The organism is Intestinicryptomonas porci (assembly GCF_033971905.1).
GTDB lineage: Bacteria > Verrucomicrobiota > Verrucomicrobiia > Opitutales > Intestinicryptomonadaceae > Intestinicryptomonas > Intestinicryptomonas porci.
On record NZ_JALBUT010000008.1, the window covers coordinates 72,401 to 88,287 of the forward strand.

The 15,887-nt window shown below is 43.7% G+C and carries 13 protein-coding genes and 2 tRNA genes; 9 read left to right on the forward strand and 6 right to left on the reverse strand.

Annotated elements, in window-relative coordinates:
• Window positions 1-41: 41 nt before the first annotated feature.
• The 4 genes from MOX91_RS07485 to MOX91_RS07500 all read right to left on the reverse strand — a co-directional run bounded on the left by MOX91_RS07485 (window position 42) and on the right by MOX91_RS07500 (window position 3,496).
• Window positions 42-1,178 carry a glycosyltransferase family protein gene (locus MOX91_RS07485; RefSeq protein ID WP_370397464.1) on the reverse strand — a complete coding sequence of 379 codons (1,137 nt, stop codon included), beginning with the start codon at window positions 1,176-1,178 and terminating at the stop codon, window positions 42-44.
• Window positions 1,175-2,122 carry a GDP-L-fucose synthase family protein gene (locus MOX91_RS07490; protein WP_370397465.1) on the reverse strand — a complete coding sequence of 316 codons (948 nt, stop codon included), beginning with the start codon at window positions 2,120-2,122 and terminating at the stop codon, window positions 1,175-1,177. The genes MOX91_RS07485 and MOX91_RS07490 overlap by 4 nt, the downstream gene beginning before the upstream one ends.
• 3 nt (window positions 2,123-2,125) lie before the next feature.
• The gene (gmd, locus tag MOX91_RS07495; protein WP_370397466.1) at window positions 2,126-3,172 is read right to left on the reverse strand and encodes a GDP-mannose 4,6-dehydratase; all 1,047 of its coding nucleotides are present in this window, start codon (window positions 3,170-3,172) and stop codon (window positions 2,126-2,128) included.
• A gap of 240 nt (window positions 3,173-3,412) precedes the next feature.
• Window positions 3,413-3,496: transfer RNA gene (locus MOX91_RS07500), tRNA-Leu, on the reverse strand.
• A 170-nt stretch (window positions 3,497-3,666) separates the two neighbouring features.
• Between MOX91_RS07500 and tig the strand changes: the two genes are divergently transcribed.
• The 6 genes from tig to MOX91_RS07530 all read left to right on the forward strand — a co-directional run bounded on the left by tig (window position 3,667) and on the right by MOX91_RS07530 (window position 12,276).
• Window positions 3,667-4,986, forward strand: coding sequence for a trigger factor (gene tig, locus MOX91_RS07505; protein ID WP_370397467.1), 1,320 nt, complete (start codon window positions 3,667-3,669; stop codon window positions 4,984-4,986).
• Between the two features lie 44 nt (window positions 4,987-5,030).
• Entirely contained in the window at window positions 5,031-5,627 is a 597-nt protein-coding gene (locus MOX91_RS07510; protein ID WP_370397468.1) for an ATP-dependent Clp protease proteolytic subunit, read from the forward strand.
• A gap of 2 nt (window positions 5,628-5,629) precedes the next feature.
• Complete coding sequence (clpX, locus tag MOX91_RS07515) at window positions 5,630-6,856, forward strand: ATP-dependent Clp protease ATP-binding subunit ClpX (protein ID WP_370397469.1); 1,227 nt, start codon at window positions 5,630-5,632, stop codon at window positions 6,854-6,856.
• Window positions 6,857-7,074: 218 nt separating this feature from the next.
• Window positions 7,075-9,162: a beta strand repeat-containing protein gene (locus MOX91_RS07520; RefSeq protein ID WP_370397470.1), complete on the forward strand. Its 2,088-nt coding sequence runs from the start codon at window positions 7,075-7,077 to the stop codon at window positions 9,160-9,162.
• Between the two features lie 188 nt (window positions 9,163-9,350).
• On the forward strand, window positions 9,351-10,547 hold the full coding sequence (locus tag MOX91_RS07525) for a PEP-CTERM sorting domain-containing protein (protein ID WP_370397471.1): 1,197 nt from the start codon (window positions 9,351-9,353) through the stop codon (window positions 10,545-10,547).
• 280 nt (window positions 10,548-10,827) lie between these two features.
• Window positions 10,828-12,276 (forward strand): PEP-CTERM sorting domain-containing protein, encoded by a 1,449-nt coding sequence (locus MOX91_RS07530; RefSeq protein ID WP_370397472.1) that lies wholly within the window; start codon window positions 10,828-10,830, stop codon window positions 12,274-12,276.
• Between the two features lie 48 nt (window positions 12,277-12,324).
• Here the strand turns inward: MOX91_RS07530 and rpoN are convergent, their stop codons facing one another.
• Entirely contained in the window at window positions 12,325-13,647 is a 1,323-nt protein-coding gene (gene rpoN / locus MOX91_RS07535) for an RNA polymerase factor sigma-54 (protein ID WP_370397473.1), read from the reverse strand.
• 104 nt (window positions 13,648-13,751) lie between these two features.
• On the opposite strand from rpoN, the gene MOX91_RS07540 reads away from it, so the two are divergent.
• From MOX91_RS07540 to MOX91_RS07550, 3 genes are all read left to right on the forward strand, one after another.
• Complete coding sequence (locus MOX91_RS07540) at window positions 13,752-14,999, forward strand: peptidase U32 family protein (RefSeq protein ID WP_370397474.1); 1,248 nt, start codon at window positions 13,752-13,754, stop codon at window positions 14,997-14,999.
• Window positions 15,000-15,204: 205 nt separating this feature from the next.
• Entirely contained in the window at window positions 15,205-15,360 is a 156-nt protein-coding gene (locus MOX91_RS07545) for a hypothetical protein (protein ID WP_370397475.1), read from the forward strand.
• A 101-nt stretch (window positions 15,361-15,461) separates the two neighbouring features.
• Window positions 15,462-15,605 carry a hypothetical protein gene (locus MOX91_RS07550; RefSeq protein WP_370397476.1) on the forward strand — a complete coding sequence of 48 codons (144 nt, stop codon included), beginning with the start codon at window positions 15,462-15,464 and terminating at the stop codon, window positions 15,603-15,605.
• A 43-nt stretch (window positions 15,606-15,648) separates the two neighbouring features.
• Here MOX91_RS07550 and MOX91_RS07555 read toward each other — a convergent pair.
• Window positions 15,649-15,724, reverse strand: a tRNA-Arg gene (locus tag MOX91_RS07555).
• Window positions 15,725-15,887: the final 163 nt, after the last annotated feature.

Here is a 15,887-nt window from a genome sequence, read left to right on the forward strand (position 1 = left end):
CTTTAAGTACAACCAAACGCGCGCGAAAGTTCAAGACAAAACTATTTCCCGCAAAATTCGGCGAGTTTAACCGCAAGCTTTTGCGCGACATTCGGGCTGAAATACCGGATTGTTTGCTTCGTGGCTTCGGCGCAGGATTTTTGGGTTTTAAAAAGGCTTGCCTTTTGCGCGGCGTCCATAATTTGTTCGGGATTTTCCGCGCAAATTCCCGCGCCTGATTTTTGGCAGACAAAATGGGCGTTTGTGCCGCTTGGCCCAAGGTAAATTACGGGAAGCCCGAACGATGTATATCCTGAAAATTTGCTCGGGCTTACGACGCCTTTTAATTCATCGTTTAAAAGAACCACTCCGTAGTCGAAACCGTTTTGCCTGTAAAACTCTCCAAGCGCATTGTAGTCTTTCACAAATCCGAATGTTTTAAACTCGGCATTGCATTCGCGGCACATATTTTTAAAAGTTTCCTTTGCATATTTGCTTTCGCCGCAATAGCAAAATTCTACGCTTTTTAACTTCACAAGCTCTTTTAAAAATATTTTCAGGTTTTCCGTCGAATGCGCCCTTCCGAGATTTCCGTTATACAAAAGCCTTACGGGGTCGTTTGCTTCCCCTTTTTTTGCAAGGTCGAGCCATTTGGGATTTTGGAGGGAGAAAGTCGGGCATACAAATGTTTCGACATTTGGCGCGCGCTCTTTTACAAGCTCTTGCATGGCTTCGTCAAGGCATACAACCAAATCAAATTTCTTCAAAAAGAATTTGTCGATTTTATCAAGGACACGCCATATAAAATTTATAAAAGAGCCTCTTTTTGTGGTTCTGACACCGAAAACAGGATGGTAATCCATCAGCCAAAATATTTTTTTGCGCCTTAGAAGCATTGCCCAAAAGGCATATGTAATTTGTATTAGAGGCGGCGTTGAGCGCACGAAAACAACGTCGGCTTTCGAGCGCAAAATTTCAAACGGCGCGCAAATGTGCATATAGAAAAAATTAAACAGCCTGTCAGGTGCAAGGCTGTTTTTTCTTTTGTTTACAAAAAGACCATTCGCAATTTTTATTTGAATATCAAATTCTTTTTGCAAATATTTTTGCGTGTGAAACCAAAGGTTGTCTGTATTTTTTTCTTCGTTTAAGCCTGCCTTGTCGGCAAATTCGTAAACGTACAAAAATCTTTTTGTCATATCCTTATTTTGCCGCTTTCAAGCTCGCTTAAAAACGACTCGTAAGCGGATTTAACACCGTCTTTTATGGAATATTTTGGAATCCACCCGAGAGAGCGTAGCAACGTTGTGTCGCACAGCTTGCGCGGCGTGCCGTCGGGCTTTGTCTCGTCGCGGATTATTTTGCCTTTAAATCCGACTGTTTCCGCCACGATTTCGGCAAGCTCCCTTATGGAAACTTCTTCTCCGCTTCCGAGATTTACCAAATCGGGGGGATTATCTAAATTTAACAGGTGGACGCATGCGCTTGCAAGGTCGTCAACATGTAGAAATTCCCTAAGCGGAGTGCCTGTTCCCCAAAGTTCGACGCTTTCGGCATTTGAAACCTTTGCCTCATGAAATCTGCGTATTAAAGCGGGCAACACATGGGAATTCTTTTCGTGGTAATTGTCCCCCGGACCGTAGAGGTTTGTCGGCATCGCGCTGTGATAGCATAGCCCGTATTGCTTGCGGTAATATTCGCAAAGTTTAAGCCCCGCAATTTTCGCAATGGCGTAAGCTTCGTTTGTCTTTTCCAGTTCGCTTGTAAGAAGCGCGCTTTCGGGAATCGGCTGAGGCGCCATTCTCGGGTATATGCAGGTGCTTCCCAAAAACAAAAGCCTTTTTACGCCCGCCTTGCGCGCGGCTCTTATCGAATTTAGCGCGATTGCCAGATTGATTTCAATAAATTCTGCGGGGTAAGTGCTGTTTGCCAAAATTCCGCCGACTTTTGCCGCCGCAATTACGGCCGCGTCGGGTTTTTCCGCATTGAAAAAATCTTCGGTTGAAGTTTGGCTTGTCAAGTCCAAGTCTTTGTGCGCCCGCAAGACAAGATTTTCATAGCCTGCGTTTTGCAAGGCGCGGACTATTGCCGAGCCCACCATTCCGTTATGACCTGCGACAAAAATTTTATCAGACTTTTTCATTTGTTATTTTGCCTCTTTCTTAGCGAGTTCAAAGTCTGCGTCCGTCATTATTTCCACGAGCTTCTTAAATGTGGTTTTGGGTTCCCATCCGAGTTCGCGCTTGGCTTTTTCGGGATTTCCCAACAAAAAGTCAACTTCCGTCGGGCGGTAGTATCTTGGAGAAACTTCGACGACGGTTTTTCCCGTTTTTTTGTCTATTCCCTTTTCGTTTTCGGCTTTCCCGCTCCATTCGATTTCCATTCCGAGCCTGCCGAAAGCAAGTTCCACAAATTCTCTTACCGTATGCGTTTCGTTTGTCGCCAAGACATATTCAGACGGCTTTTCAGCCTGCAATATGCGCCACATGCCTTCGACATATTCGGGGGCGTATCCCCAGTCGCGCTTAGAATCCATATTCCCCAAAACGAGCTTGTCTTGCAAGCCCAGCTTGATTTTGCCCGCGGCGCGGGTTATCTTGCGCGTTACGAAAGTTTCGCCGCGACGTTCGGATTCATGGTTAAAGAGAATGCCGTTGCTTGCGAAAATATTGTAGGCTTCGCGGTAATTGATTACAATCCAGTAGGCGTACTGTTTCGCTACGGCATAGGGGCTGCGCGGATAAAACGGGGTGTTTTCCGTTTGCGGAATTTCCTGAACTTTTCCGAAAAGCTCAGATGTCGATGCTTGGTAAAATCTTGTCTTTTTCACAAGACCGACGTCTTTTATGGCGTCCAAAAATCTGAGGGTTGCAATGGCGTCCACATCTGCGGTGTATTCGGGAACTTCAAAGCTGACCTTGACGTGCGATTGCGCGCCGAGATTATAGATTTCGTCAGGCTCCGTCTTTTCGAGTATTCGGTTTAAGTTTGAAGAGTCTGTCAAATCTCCGTAATGCAGGAAGAGGCTGTCTTTTAGCGCGGGATTATTGTACAAATGGTCAATTCTTTGCGTGTTAAAAGAGCTTGAACGCCGAATTATTCCGTGGACGACATAGCCTTTTGAAATTAAAAGTTCGGTTAAATATGAACCGTCTTGACCCGTGATTCCTGTAATGAGAGCTTTCTTCTTCATAATAACAATAAAACAATATTAGTATGTTTCAAAAAAAATTTTTATCAACAAAAAACAGCAAGTTAGAATTGCTTTCTATGTTTTGGATAATTAGAAATTAAAGTTTTGAACTGCCCGCAAGTTTACATGAAAGCAATGATAGAGGGCAAAGAAATAAAAAAAGCATCCTATTACGGATGCGTTGGCTGTATAATTTAAAATTTGAAAAATTTGATTATTTCTGTTATAGCACGTTTTTAATACCTGGAGTGGGGGTCGAACCCACATGAGCCAAAACTCGACGGATTTTGAGTCCGTTGCGTCTGCCAATTCCGCCATCCAGGCAAAATTTAAAGTACAAATAAGATTATTTTTTCGGAGATATGTCAAGGCTTTTTAAATATTTTTTTTAAATTTCTTTTCTTTTGTGTGTCTTTTGCTTTCTTTAAAAGTTGACAACATACCCAATAGCCCTAACATTTCCCTCTTATTTATTACAGTAGAGAACTTTTATTATGAAAACAAATATCGAAAAAATTAACGATACAAGGCGTAAAATTGTGGTTTCTTTCGACTCGTCGGAAGTTGCAAAAGAAAAAGAAGGCGTGGTTGCGGAATTTGTTCAATATGCTAAAATCCCCGGTTTTAGGGCTGGCAAGGCTCCAAAAGACATGGTTTTAAAGCGTTTTTCAGGCGACATTAAGGCGCAGCTCGAACGCGTTGTAACAAACAAGGCTGTGGAAGCGTTGAACGGCATTAAAGAATTTGACTTGTTTGCTGTTGTCGATTTGCAAAACAACGACATCGAATCTTCGGAAGGCGCGGCGTTGACTTTCACTGCCGACATCTATCCGGAAGTAAAACTTCCCGAAGACTACAAGACCGAAGTCGAACTTTCACCCGTTGAAGCCACCGAAGACGAAATCCAAAAGACGGTTGATTTCTATCGCAACCAGCGCGCTCAGTATAACAAAATCGAAGACCGCGCGGCTCAAAAGGGCGATTTCGTGCAAGTTTCCTACGAAGGAAAAATCGACGGCAAAAGCATTGACGAGCTTGTTGAAAAGCCCGCCATGTACGGAAAGCAAAAGGGCACTTGGGAAGAAGCGGGCAATACCGACGTTCCCGGCGTTCGCTCCATAATCGAAGGCGTTGTCGGAATGAAAGTCGGCGAAAAGAAGAATGTCGAAGAAATTTTCGCGGCGGACTTCCCTGAAGCCGCTTTGGCGGGCAAAACTGCGGTTTACGAACTCGAACTTAACGAAATCCGCGAAAAGAAGCTTCCCGAAATTGACGAAGCGTTTTTGAAGGATATGGGCGACAAGACGGAAGCTGATTTCCGCGCGCGCCTTGCAAAGGACATCACTGCCGAAAAGACTCAGCACAACGAAGTTTTAAAACGCCAGTACGCGGTTGACAAGCTTATGGAAGGCGTCGATTTCCCGCTCCCCGAATCCGCTCTTGAAGAAGAACGCCAGTCGGTTTTGCAGGAAATGATGATGCGCTTCATGTCCTCCGGAGCGACGAAGGAAGACTTGGAAAAGAACAAGGAAAGCCTTTTTGAAAACGCCACAAAAGAAGCGGAACCCCGCGCCAAAATGCGCATTTTCCTAAACAGGGTTGCGGTTGCAAACAGCTTGAAGGTTGATAACGAAGACATGCAGCGCATGCTCTGGCAGGAATCCGTGCGCACCCGCACGCGTCCCGAAGAGCTTATAAAGCAGCTCAAAAAGGATCAGGCGCGCATAAACAGAATGCGCTCCGACGCTCTCTTGCAGAAGGCAATCAATTTCATCGCTGAAAAAGCGGAAGTTAAAATCGTTGAAAAGAAATAGCTTTTCAAAAGCGATTTTTTGCCGAATAGAAAATCTCAAAAGACATGAGTTATTATAACATACCATACGTTTTCGAGCGCGACGGCAGAACCGAGCGCACTTGGGATATTTATTCGCGCCTGTTGAAGGATAGAATTATATTCATCGGCACTCCCATTGACGACTATGTCGCCAATGCGGTTGTGGCGCAGATGCTGTTCTTGCAAATGGAGGACTCAAAAAAAGATGTCCATCTTTACATCAACAGCCCCGGCGGTTCCATCACTGCGGGAATGGCAATTTACGACACGATGAACTTCTTGCAGTGCGATGTCGTAACTTACTGCGTAGGGCAGGCGGCGAGCATGGCGACGGTTTTGCTTTCGGCGGGGGCGAAGGGCAAGAGGTATGCTCTGCCTAATTCGCGCGTAATGATTCATCAGCCGAGGGGTGGTGCGGGAGGTCAGACTTCCGATATTACGATTGCGGCAAATGAAATTCTGCGCTGGCGCAAAACCTTGAACCAAATTCTTGCGCGCAACACAGGCAAGTCTGTCGAACAAATCGAAAAAGACTCCGACCGCGATTTCTTTATGTCGGCTTCCGATGCCTTGAATTACGGCATTGTTGATAAGGTTATAGAAGCCAAGCCGCGCTCATAAACATGGACAAGGAAAACGAGCCAAGGTGCAGTTTCTGCGGCAGGGGAAGAAGCGAAGTATCGAACTTCTTTTCAGGCAAGGACGGGTCTTTGATATGTCCCTCGTGCGTAGAGGCACTTCATAATATGCTTGAAGTGTACATGAAGCAGTCCAAGCGCGAAGAGCAGAAACAGATGTTGAATTTCAATCTGAAAAGCCCCTCCGAAATAAAGAGGGCTTTGGACGAGTACATAATCGGGCAAGACGACGCCAAGAAAGTTTTGAGTGTTGCGGTTTACAACCACTACAAACGCTTGAAGTCTAAGATTGAAGGCGGAGAGTCGAACGAGCTCCTTGAAAAATTCAAGGACGTAGATGTTGAAAAGAGCAATATTTTGCTGATAGGTCCTACGGGGAGCGGCAAGACTTTCCTTGCCCGCACTCTTGCCCAAATGCTCGACGTCCCGTTCGCGATAGGAGACGCAACTACGCTTACCGAGGCGGGCTATGTCGGCGAAGACGTCGAAAATATCGTTTTGAATTTGCTGCGCGCGGCGGATTTCAATGTGGAAAAAGCGCAGTGCGGCATTATTTACATTGACGAAATCGATAAAATCGGCAGAAAAACCCAAAATGTTTCCATTACCCGCGATGTCGGCGGAGAGGGCGTCCAGCAGGCACTTTTGAAGATTTTGGAAGGTACTGTTTGCAACATTCCGCCAAAGGGCGGCAGGAAGCACCCCGACCAAGAGTATATCCGCGTTGATACCCGCAACATTCTCTTTATTTGCGGCGGGGCGTTTGTGGGGCTGGATAAAATTGTGGAAAGACGCTCCGCAAACAAGGTCTTGGGCTTTAACGAAAGCGTTTCCGATTCCGACAGCGGGTGCGACGTTTTAAAAAACGTTCAGCCCGAAGACTTGACGCAGTTCGGCTTCATTCCCGAATTTATCGGCAGGCTTCCGATGGTAAGTGTCTTGAACCAGCTTTCGCGCGACGATTTGATAAATATATTGACGAAAACCAAAAATTCTTTGGTGCGCCAGTTTGGCAAGCTTTTCGCCTTTGACGGCGTCGAGCTTGAATTTACCGATGAAGCGGTTGCCGCCATTGCCGACAAGGCGATTGCGCTCGGCACGGGCGCGAGGGCTTTGCGCTCGATTATGGAGGGCGTGATGCTTGACATAATGTACAGATTGCCCGATAATCCGCAAAAAAAGGTCGTCATCACAAAAGACGACATTAAATAGCCAAGCGGAAAATTTTTTCAAAATGCCGAAAATTCCTATGATTTTCGGCGTTTTTTTCGTCTTTTTACATATTGGCAATTTTTACAAGTTATTGTGGCTTTTGAAATATTTGCAAAAAAATTAAAAAAAATGCTTGAATTTCGTCAGCTTTTGATATACCCGTTATAAAAATTTTTATTTTTCTATTTTAAATATATCTATATAAATTAGCTTACAAAATGAAATACGTCACTCCATTAACCATACTTCTTGCGTCCTCTGCAATGTTTGCGCAAGAAATTACATATGATAAAGTAATTTCAGAGAACGCTTCTCAGTCTGCGCTTCAAGGTAATACCCTTATCCAGTCGGGCGCGACTCTCACGCTTACGGGCAATAACGGCATCAACTACAACTTGAAAATCGAAGAAGGTGCGGTTTTGGATTTTACTGCAAATGACGCCTTTAAGTGGGGTACGGGCAGTGGTCCCGTTGAAAATACTATTGAAAATTACGGCACGATTTACATGCTCGCGGGCAAGGAATTGCGTTTTGGCGACAGCGATTCTATGGGTGCAAAAACCACGCTTAATCTTTATAATGGTTCAATTTTGACTTCAAAGGAAGGTACTGGAACTTTCAACATTGTAAATTTTCGCGGAGAAGACACCGTCATCAATATTAATAAGGGCGCGAAAGTTGAAAACGTTGGAACTTTGACCACTTGGGACAGGAGTAATAATAATGCTGACACTCAGAAATTTACAGTAAACGTTGCCGGCGGGAGCTTCTCGCTTGCAAATATGAATTTGGGCAACCAGTCGAGCAACAGGGGTATTACCACATATTCTGAAATCAATGTCTCTGATGGCGGTTTGATGACCACAACGGGCAACATCAATATGGGGCAGAATGCAACTAATGACGTCAGAATCAACGTTTCGGGCGAAAATTCGGTTTGGAATTCCACAGGCACAATTTATGTCGGCAGAAACGCAAATTCGAGCGCGGGTATAACTGCTTCAAACGGCGGCGTAATCAATTCCGCATATACGCAGTTGCAATATGGCGGTTTAACCGTAAACGACGGCGGAACATTCAATTCAATTTCCGGCTTTTTTGTAATTAATGGCGGCTTGACTGTAAATAACGGCGGCGTATTTAACAGCAATGCAGGTGTTGAAGTTCAGAACAACAATGTTTTGGTAAACGAAGGCGGTTCGTACAATGTTCTAACGGGATCTACTTTGGCTATTGGTAACAAGGCGGATCAAACGGCAAGCTTCACGGTTGACGGTGGTTCGTTTAATTTGACTGCCACTAATTCCGACTTTAGCATCTATGTCGCAAACAGCTCAACCGCTACTGCAAATCTTAAAATTACAAATGGCGGTGTTTACCAACAGGCAAACGGCGCAAAAAATACGCAGTTGTGGATGAATTCGGGCAACGGTACTTTGGAAATTTCAGACGGCGGCAAATGGTTTGCCAATACGAATTTCTATGTCGGCGGCGCGAGCGGCGCAAATTCAACCTTAATTTTAAATAACGGCAAGATTGCAAATTCGGCGGGTACCGGCGCTTCGAGCGATGTAAATCTCGCTTATGCTGCAAATTCAACAGGTCGATTTGAAGTTTCAAATGGCGGTTCTGCAATTTTACGTTCGTTTAGAATGGCACAAGGCGGTGCAAACGCAAAAGCAACTTTGATAATTAAAGACGCCGGTTCGTTTGTAAAAGCAACAAATACTAACGATACAAATTATCTTTTCTCTCTCGGTATGAATGTTGCTGATGGCGATAAATATACGGGCAATTCCGCAATTGTTGAAATTCATACAGGTGCTCAACTTGCAAATACCGCAGGTGGTTTTTCATCTATCAAAGATTCTGCACAGATGACATTTGTTTTGGATAGTTCAAATATTAACTATGCGTCAACTGCGATGTTCTCTACGAAGAATCTTGCAGTTTACAAGACCGCCGACACTGTTTCAAATCCATTTGTGATTGACGGCGCAAATCTTGGAGAAGTCAGCGGTTTGTCGGAAGGCGATATTGCTGAATTTGTTATAATGACAGTTTCAGGCGATGCGACGCTAAACGATGATATTCTCGATTTTACTAATGCGGAATCTATTGCAGGCATTATCGAATTTAAAAACAACACAAATTTGGCAGATTGGGAAGATTTCGGTTTGGACAATCTTTCATTTGAAGACGGAAATCTTGTGCTTTCTTTGACATATGTTCCCGAGCCTTCCACATACGCGGCGATATTCGGCGCGCTGGCTTTGGCATTTGCGGCATATCGCAGAAGAAAGTAATTTTGATTGTTTCTGAAAACGGGCAAGGTTTTTTTAACTTTGCCCGTTTTTTTATGTTCGTTGAAAGTCGGTATTTGTATTTTTTTGAGGGGATATGGGGCAGTTAATAAAAAAATGAAAAAATGCTTGTAATTTGTTGAGAGTCTTATAATTTAAAATTCATTAAAACTTATTTAACCTATATGTATATGAAAAAACTGATATTACTACTTGTTATGACAAGCGTTGCAAGCTTTGCTTTCGCTGATTTTTACAGAACTGGCAATGCAGATACTGATTGGTCCAATCTTGATAATTGGACGACCGATGTTGAAGGGACAACTCCTGCAACTTCCGTTCCGGGAATTGGAAATAATAATACTTGGTATTTTTTAGATTCCGCAAATGGTTCCACAACCGTATTAGATTCAAGCCTGGGCAATATTAAAGCCACCAGAATTGATTTGAAGTCTGCAAATATGGTATTGGATGGAGCAACGATAAATGTTTCCAACCGAGTGAATTTCGGCGTATCAAATGCCAACGCAACTGCCGCAACGGAAGATAACCGCAACACTGTAAATGTTACTTTGCAAAACGGCGCAAGCCTTACCACTTGGATGGCGTATTTCGCAAACGAGCAATATACCGACTTGAATTTGAAAATTACGGGTAATTCAACTTTTACGATTACGTCAAATACTTGGAACCATTTGCAGGGTGTGGGCACTAAAAATTCCAATACCACTGTTTTTATTGATAAAGGTTCAACTTTTAAAACGGGGACATTGCTTACTGTAAACGGTACGCATTCTCTCGGTCAAAACAGTACGGCTCTTTGGGATATTAAGGGCAATTTGACATCCGCCGGAATTTATACGACAGACTCTGCGGGTACGCAGTCAACAATCAATATTTACGGTTCCGCGACTGTTTCCACGGGTGAAGTTAAGGCAAACCGCTCCAATTCTTTCTTGAACTTCATAATGCAGGATGTCGATTTTGCAAAAATGTCGCTTGTGGCTGATGACACTATTGTGGATAATTCCATTGACGCAATTTTGACAGGTAAGAATTTGGCAAATGTGAATAATTTCACAATCACGCTCGATTTGGAAAATTTTTCGGTTGATGGCGATTTTGATGCAGGCGAAACATATGTGGTTGCTCTCATAAGGCTTACGGAAACACTCGAACCTTTTGATGTTTCAAATATATCAATCGCAAATTCCGACAAAATGGGCGAAACTTGGAGTTTGGCGGAAGGCGAAAATCTCTTCTGGGAAGACAGCACATTGTTCTTGAAAGTGGCTTCGCTTGGTTCTTCAATTCCCGAACCATCGACATACGCGGCGATATTCGGCGCGATTGCTCTCGCATTTGTGGCATATCGCAGAAGAAAGTAATTTTGATTGTTTCTGAAAGCGGGCAAGATTTTTATCTTGTCCGCTTTTTTATTAAGCGGTTGTTTTTACGCGGTTTTGTAAAAATGGTGCAGTACTCATTATTCTTTTGCGCAATGAAATGTAATACTGGTAACAATTATTATTAAGGAATGAAAAGGTGAACTTTTGTTTTGAATTTGTAAAAAAAATTCGGAAATTCTTGACTTGTGTCAATCTCAGATATACTTTTATAAAAGTTTTATTTTTCTATTTTAATTCTATATATAAATTACCTATAATCATGAAAAAGCATGTATTAGCGGCATCTGCATTGGCGGCGACTTCCCTCGTCTTTGCGGCGCAGGAAATTACGGTATCGGGAGGCAATTTTATATCGTCGAATAACAATAATTACAGATATTCGGACACGATATTTAATTTTGCGGAAGGAACAAATACGGGTTCTTTCATATTTTGGGCAGATTCAAGGACTGCCGACATCGCCTTTACTGACGGTACTGTCGTAAACGGCGCGGTTTTGGTTGGAGATAAAGAGGCAAATCCGCTTACTTGGGGCAGGGTTGCCTCAAATCCCAACGGGACAAACGTGAGAATCGGTTGGAACAATGTTTCTTCTTATGACGCGACAATTGAAGTTAGTGGGAATTCTTCCGTAGCCATCGGCGGTAACTGGATTCAGCTTACAAATGGCTTTGGAGCACTTGAAAGCGGCAAAGTTCAGACCAAACTTTACAACGAAGATTCTTCTTCAAAGAGCTATGTCCATATCGACAAGCTGGAAATGGGGCTTTCGGGCTTGGAAAATTCCACTTTGGTGAACAGCTTTGAAATCGGAAGCAATGCCGAATTTTGGACAAAGAGCGGTATTGACATCGGCAAAAACGGCACTTCCACCCAATCCACAGGTGGCACGGTAAAAGTTGAGATGGTCGGCGAAAACAATGCGATGTACGTTTATGGCGATTCTCATATCGGGAATAACAATGCTTCTGCCGGCGACACATTTGTGTATGCCAAAGGTACGGGTAGCGCGCAGTCGGGTTTTTATCAGGACGGCGGAATGATCATTCACCTTTCAAAAAAGTCTGACGCCACAATGACGTCGGCGGTTATTTTGGACGGCAATGTCGAATTTAAGCGTCCCGGCGGAGCCCACATTACATTGAATATCGGAACCGACTCGAATTCTGCGGGCGGCGAAGCCTCTTTCCAAGTTAAGGGCGCAAATAATTTTGCCTCAATTTGGAACGCGACATTGTTTAATGCAAGCGCAACTGGTGGCAAGGCAACTTTGCTGATTGAGGGTTCGGGTTCAACCATTAATGTCAACAGCGACCTTAAAGTTTACGGAAGTGGCATTGTTGACGGCAAAATCGTAGGCGGCGAACTTCGCTTTAATATTGACGATACGGGCATATCGACATTGTTTGCAAACAAGTTTTCCGTTTTTGAAGGCATCATAACGGTTGACTTTACGCAAATTCTTTTAAATGAAGTCGAATCAGAATTCACAATTTTGAAGTCTAACAATTCGCTTGCCGATTTGTTTACAAACGACTCTTTCAACTTCATAAAAAGAGATGAAAGCGATATTGTTAGCTGGTCTCTTTCAGAAGACAGCAAGAGCCTCATTATAAGCTATGTTTCGACAATTCCCGAACCGTCAACATACGCGGCGATATTCGGCGCGATTGCTCTCGCATTTGCGGCATACCGCAGGAGAAAGTAATTTCATAAAATAAAAATTAAAGGACGCCGTGAATTTGGCGTCCTTTTTTTATGCTTCTTTCTTGCGCAAATTTTTTGGCGGAATATTCAGGCTTTCCCGATATTTTGCGATGGTTCTTCGGGCAATGTTCAGTCCAGAATCGTTTAGCATTTCCGCTATTTGCAAATCAGAATAGGGTTTGCGCGGATTTTCGCTTTTTACAATTTTTTTGATTTCGTCCTTTACCGAGGTGTTCGACACAAAGCCGTTTTCTTTTGCGTATCCCGTTGAGAAGAAGTAGCGCATCGGCAGAAGTTTCGTTTCAATTTGCGCGTACTTCTCCGCAATGGCGCGGCTTATTGTTGTGTGGTGCAGTCCGAGCCTTTCCGCCACGCTCTTCATTGTGAGCGGCTTTAAATAGGCTATGCCATGCTCAAAGAAATCTATTTGCGTTTCAAGAATGACATTCGCGATTTTTAGCAGGGTGGATTGCCGTTTTTCGATTGCCTCTATGACGTTTTTTGCGTCGCGCAGCTTTGTTTTTATGTAGGACTTATCTTCCTTTTTTGAAATAGCCCCGCTTGCGATTTTTTGGCGGTAGGAATCGTTTATGGCAAGCTTTGGCAAATATTCCTTAGTGAGAGACGCTTGCCATTTTCCACCGATTTTTTCAAATTTCACGTCCGCAAAAATCGCCTTGGCTTCTTCTGTTTGAAAATTTTTTGCGGGAGCCAAGTCAAGCGTTGCTATTTGCGAAATTGCAGTCTCGACTTCGCTTGGGCTTGCGCCGAGCATGCGCGCGATTTCCTTTATCTTGCGCTTTTGCAAAAGTTCGTATGCCTTGTCCAAAATTTTGAAGGCCAAAGAATTTTCCTGCCTTTTTTGGCGCAGTTGAATCATAAAGCATTCGCGATAGTCGCGCGCGCCTACGCCCGCAGGTTCGCAGGACTGCATGAATTCCAATGCCTTTTCGAGATTTTGTTTTTTCAGCCCTTCGCGGGTTCCGCACTCGAATGCGTCGGCTTCCAAGAATCCGCGCTCATCGAGATGGTTTTGCAAAAACAAAAACGCGCGCAGAATTTCAATGTCTTTTATTTCCATCGCCGCCTGTTTTTGCAGGTGCTCCTCGAACGATTCGCTTTGAGTTTGGATATTCAAAAGATAGTCGTGGGCTTTTTGGGCGTCAGGGGTTGACGCTCCGCTTTCCAGCCCGTCGAGCGAAAGCGTTTCGGAGTCGGGCTTTATTTCTTCAAGCATCGGGTTTTCGTTTAATTCGCTTTTTATGAGCGTTTGCAAATCGAGCGCGGAGGCTTGGAGTATTTTCAAGCTCTGGTACATTTTAAGCGTAGGACGTTGAATTTGCCCGAGCTTTATGTTTTGGGAAAGTTCCATGTTTTTAATATATTTTTTTGCACAACACTGCGGATTTTTCAATTTTTATTTTGTTTAGATATGTTGACAATCCGATTTAAGTAGGGTGTTATGCCAATATGAGGATGAAAAAACCCGAAGTGATGTCGCCCGTGGGCGATATGATATGTTTGGACGCGGCAATCAAGGCGGGGGCTGACGCCGTTTATTTCGGAATTGAGGGCTTGAACATGCGAGCAGGCGCAAAGAATTTCAGCATTCCGCAAATGCGCAGGCTCTGCAAAAAATGCGATTTGGCAGGCGTCCGCAAATATCTTACGCTTAACACAATTTATTACCAAAGCGAAATGCCTAAGCTTAAACGCGCGGTTTTCGCCGCAAAAAAAGCTGGCGTCGATGCAATCATAGCTTGGGACTATTCCGCGCTGAAATTCGCAAACGAAGCTGGAATAGAGGTGTATTTGTCAACGCAGGCCAGTGTTTCAAACGCCGAAGCCATTGCCTTGTACCATAAAAATTTCGGCATAAAACGTTTCGTGCTTGCGAGGGAATGCTCTATTTCAGACATAAAAAAGATACGCTCTTCTCTCGTAAAAATTCTGGGCAAAAAAGTCGCGGAAGAAATCACCTTCGAGGTTTTTGCGCATGGGGCGATGTGCGTTTCGGTGAGCGGCAGATGCTTTATGTCGCTTTTCCAATGCGGAAAGAGCGCGAACAGGGGCGAGTGCTTGCAACCGTGCCGCAGGGAATATTTCGTAAGCGACGGTCGCGGCGACAACGAAGGCTTTTTGGTCGGCAAGGGTTATGTGATGAGCCCCAAAGACTTGTGCGTTCTGCCGTTTATCGAAAAGCTGATTGAAGCGGGCGTTAATTCTCTTAAAATCGAAGGCAGAAACCGAAGCGCGGACTATGTTTTTGAAACCGTCGGCGCATATAGAAAAGCCGTCGATTTCTATTTCGCAAACCGCAAGTTGCCTGATTTTGGCGAGAAATTTGAAGCCTTAAAAGGGGAGTTGCAAAACCGCTTAAATTCCGTGTTTAACCGTGGCTTTTCGTCGGGATTTTATATGGGAAAACCCACCCAAGATTGGACTTCGTTCGGCAATCATGCCTCAAAGCGCAAAACGATTTTAGGGCATGTCTTGAACTATTTTTCAAAACTCGGTGTCGCAAAAATTTCAATCGACAATTCCTCGGTTGAAGAGGGTCAGGAAGTGCAGGTCGAGGGCGACGCCACGGGTTTTGTGCGCTTTTTGCCGCAAAATATGCTGTGTGCGGGAGTGCCTGTGAAATCCGCAAAAAAAGGCGATGTAATATCCGTGAAAGTGCCGCAGAAACTTCGCAAAAACGACAGGCTTTACATATTTATTTAGCAAAGGATTGCGTTCATTTCAGAAAATCCCGAGAAAACGGGATTTTTTTATGAAAATAAACCATTTTTAAAATGATAAATATTATTTTAGTCTAAAAATAAAACAATAAAATAACTAAAAAGCGATTGCATTTTATGATAAAATATGGTTTAACACTTTAAATTGCTTTCGTAAATGCCAAAAGAAAAATAAAAAACAAGAGTGCATGAATTCTCCAAAGATTCAGATAAAATTGATAATGAAAACGGAAGACGTTGCCGTGTTGAACCGTCTTGCGTCGAAAGAAGGCATGAACTTGAAGACATATATAAAAAGAGTTCTAAATGATCTCGCGGCAAAATTCCTTTCAGGGAAAAAATAAAGAGTGTTTTGTTTTCGGGCAGTTGGCTTGAAACCCTTTATTTATCGACAAAAAAGCCCGCAAACGCTCTTGTTTGCAGGCTTTCTTAAATGGCGGGAGAGGTGGGATTGTACTCGCTCGCACTTAGTGCTCGGCTCGCCCCTTCGGGGTCTTTTTACGATGTAAAAAGCTACCGTCTCGGGTTAGCGCGATACGCCGCCCTCGTCGTCGAACCCACTTCGTGGCTTCTCGTCCCACCTCTTTAATACAAAAAGCCCGCAAACGCTCTTGTTTGCAGGCTTTCTTAAATGGCGGGAGAGGTGGGACTCGAACCCACGACCAACGGTTTAGAAAACCGCTGCTCTATCCACTGAGCTACACTCCCATTTTTTTTAAAGATTTCTTTTATACCCTCTTTTTTTCTTCTATCAAGAAAATTTTTTAATCTCGCGCTATTTCGTTTCCTTATTTTTTGCTTTTATCAAACCGTTTTTTTAAGATTGTTCTTTGCGGAAATTTTTACAGAATATTTATTTATGGTGTATGGC

What these genes read in the sequence shown, in the direction of transcription:
- tig (WP_370397467.1), top strand. Translation starts at nt 3,667, where the DNA reads ATGAAAACAAATATCGAAAAAATTAACGATACAAGGCGTAAAATTGTG.
- MOX91_RS07525 (WP_370397471.1), top strand. Translation starts at nt 9,351, where the DNA reads ATGAAAAAACTGATATTACTACTTGTTATGACAAGCGTTGCAAGCTTT.
- rpoN (WP_370397473.1), bottom strand. Translation starts at nt 13,647, where the DNA reads ATGGAACTTTCCCAAAACATAAAGCTCGGGCAAATTCAACGTCCTACG.
- MOX91_RS07490 (WP_370397465.1), bottom strand. Translation starts at nt 2,122, where the DNA reads ATGAAAAAGTCTGATAAAATTTTTGTCGCAGGTCATAACGGAATGGTG.
- MOX91_RS07520 (WP_370397470.1), top strand. Translation starts at nt 7,075, where the DNA reads ATGAAATACGTCACTCCATTAACCATACTTCTTGCGTCCTCTGCAATG.
- MOX91_RS07485 (WP_370397464.1), bottom strand. Translation starts at nt 1,178, where the DNA reads ATGACAAAAAGATTTTTGTACGTTTACGAATTTGCCGACAAGGCAGGC.
- MOX91_RS07530 (WP_370397472.1), top strand. Translation starts at nt 10,828, where the DNA reads ATGAAAAAGCATGTATTAGCGGCATCTGCATTGGCGGCGACTTCCCTC.
- MOX91_RS07510 (WP_370397468.1), top strand. Translation starts at nt 5,031, where the DNA reads ATGAGTTATTATAACATACCATACGTTTTCGAGCGCGACGGCAGAACC.
- MOX91_RS07540 (WP_370397474.1), top strand. Translation starts at nt 13,752, where the DNA reads ATGAAAAAACCCGAAGTGATGTCGCCCGTGGGCGATATGATATGTTTG.
- clpX (WP_370397469.1), top strand. Translation starts at nt 5,630, where the DNA reads ATGGACAAGGAAAACGAGCCAAGGTGCAGTTTCTGCGGCAGGGGAAGA.
- MOX91_RS07545 (WP_370397475.1), top strand. Translation starts at nt 15,205, where the DNA reads ATGAATTCTCCAAAGATTCAGATAAAATTGATAATGAAAACGGAAGAC.
- gmd (WP_370397466.1), bottom strand. Translation starts at nt 3,172, where the DNA reads ATGAAGAAGAAAGCTCTCATTACAGGAATCACGGGTCAAGACGGTTCA.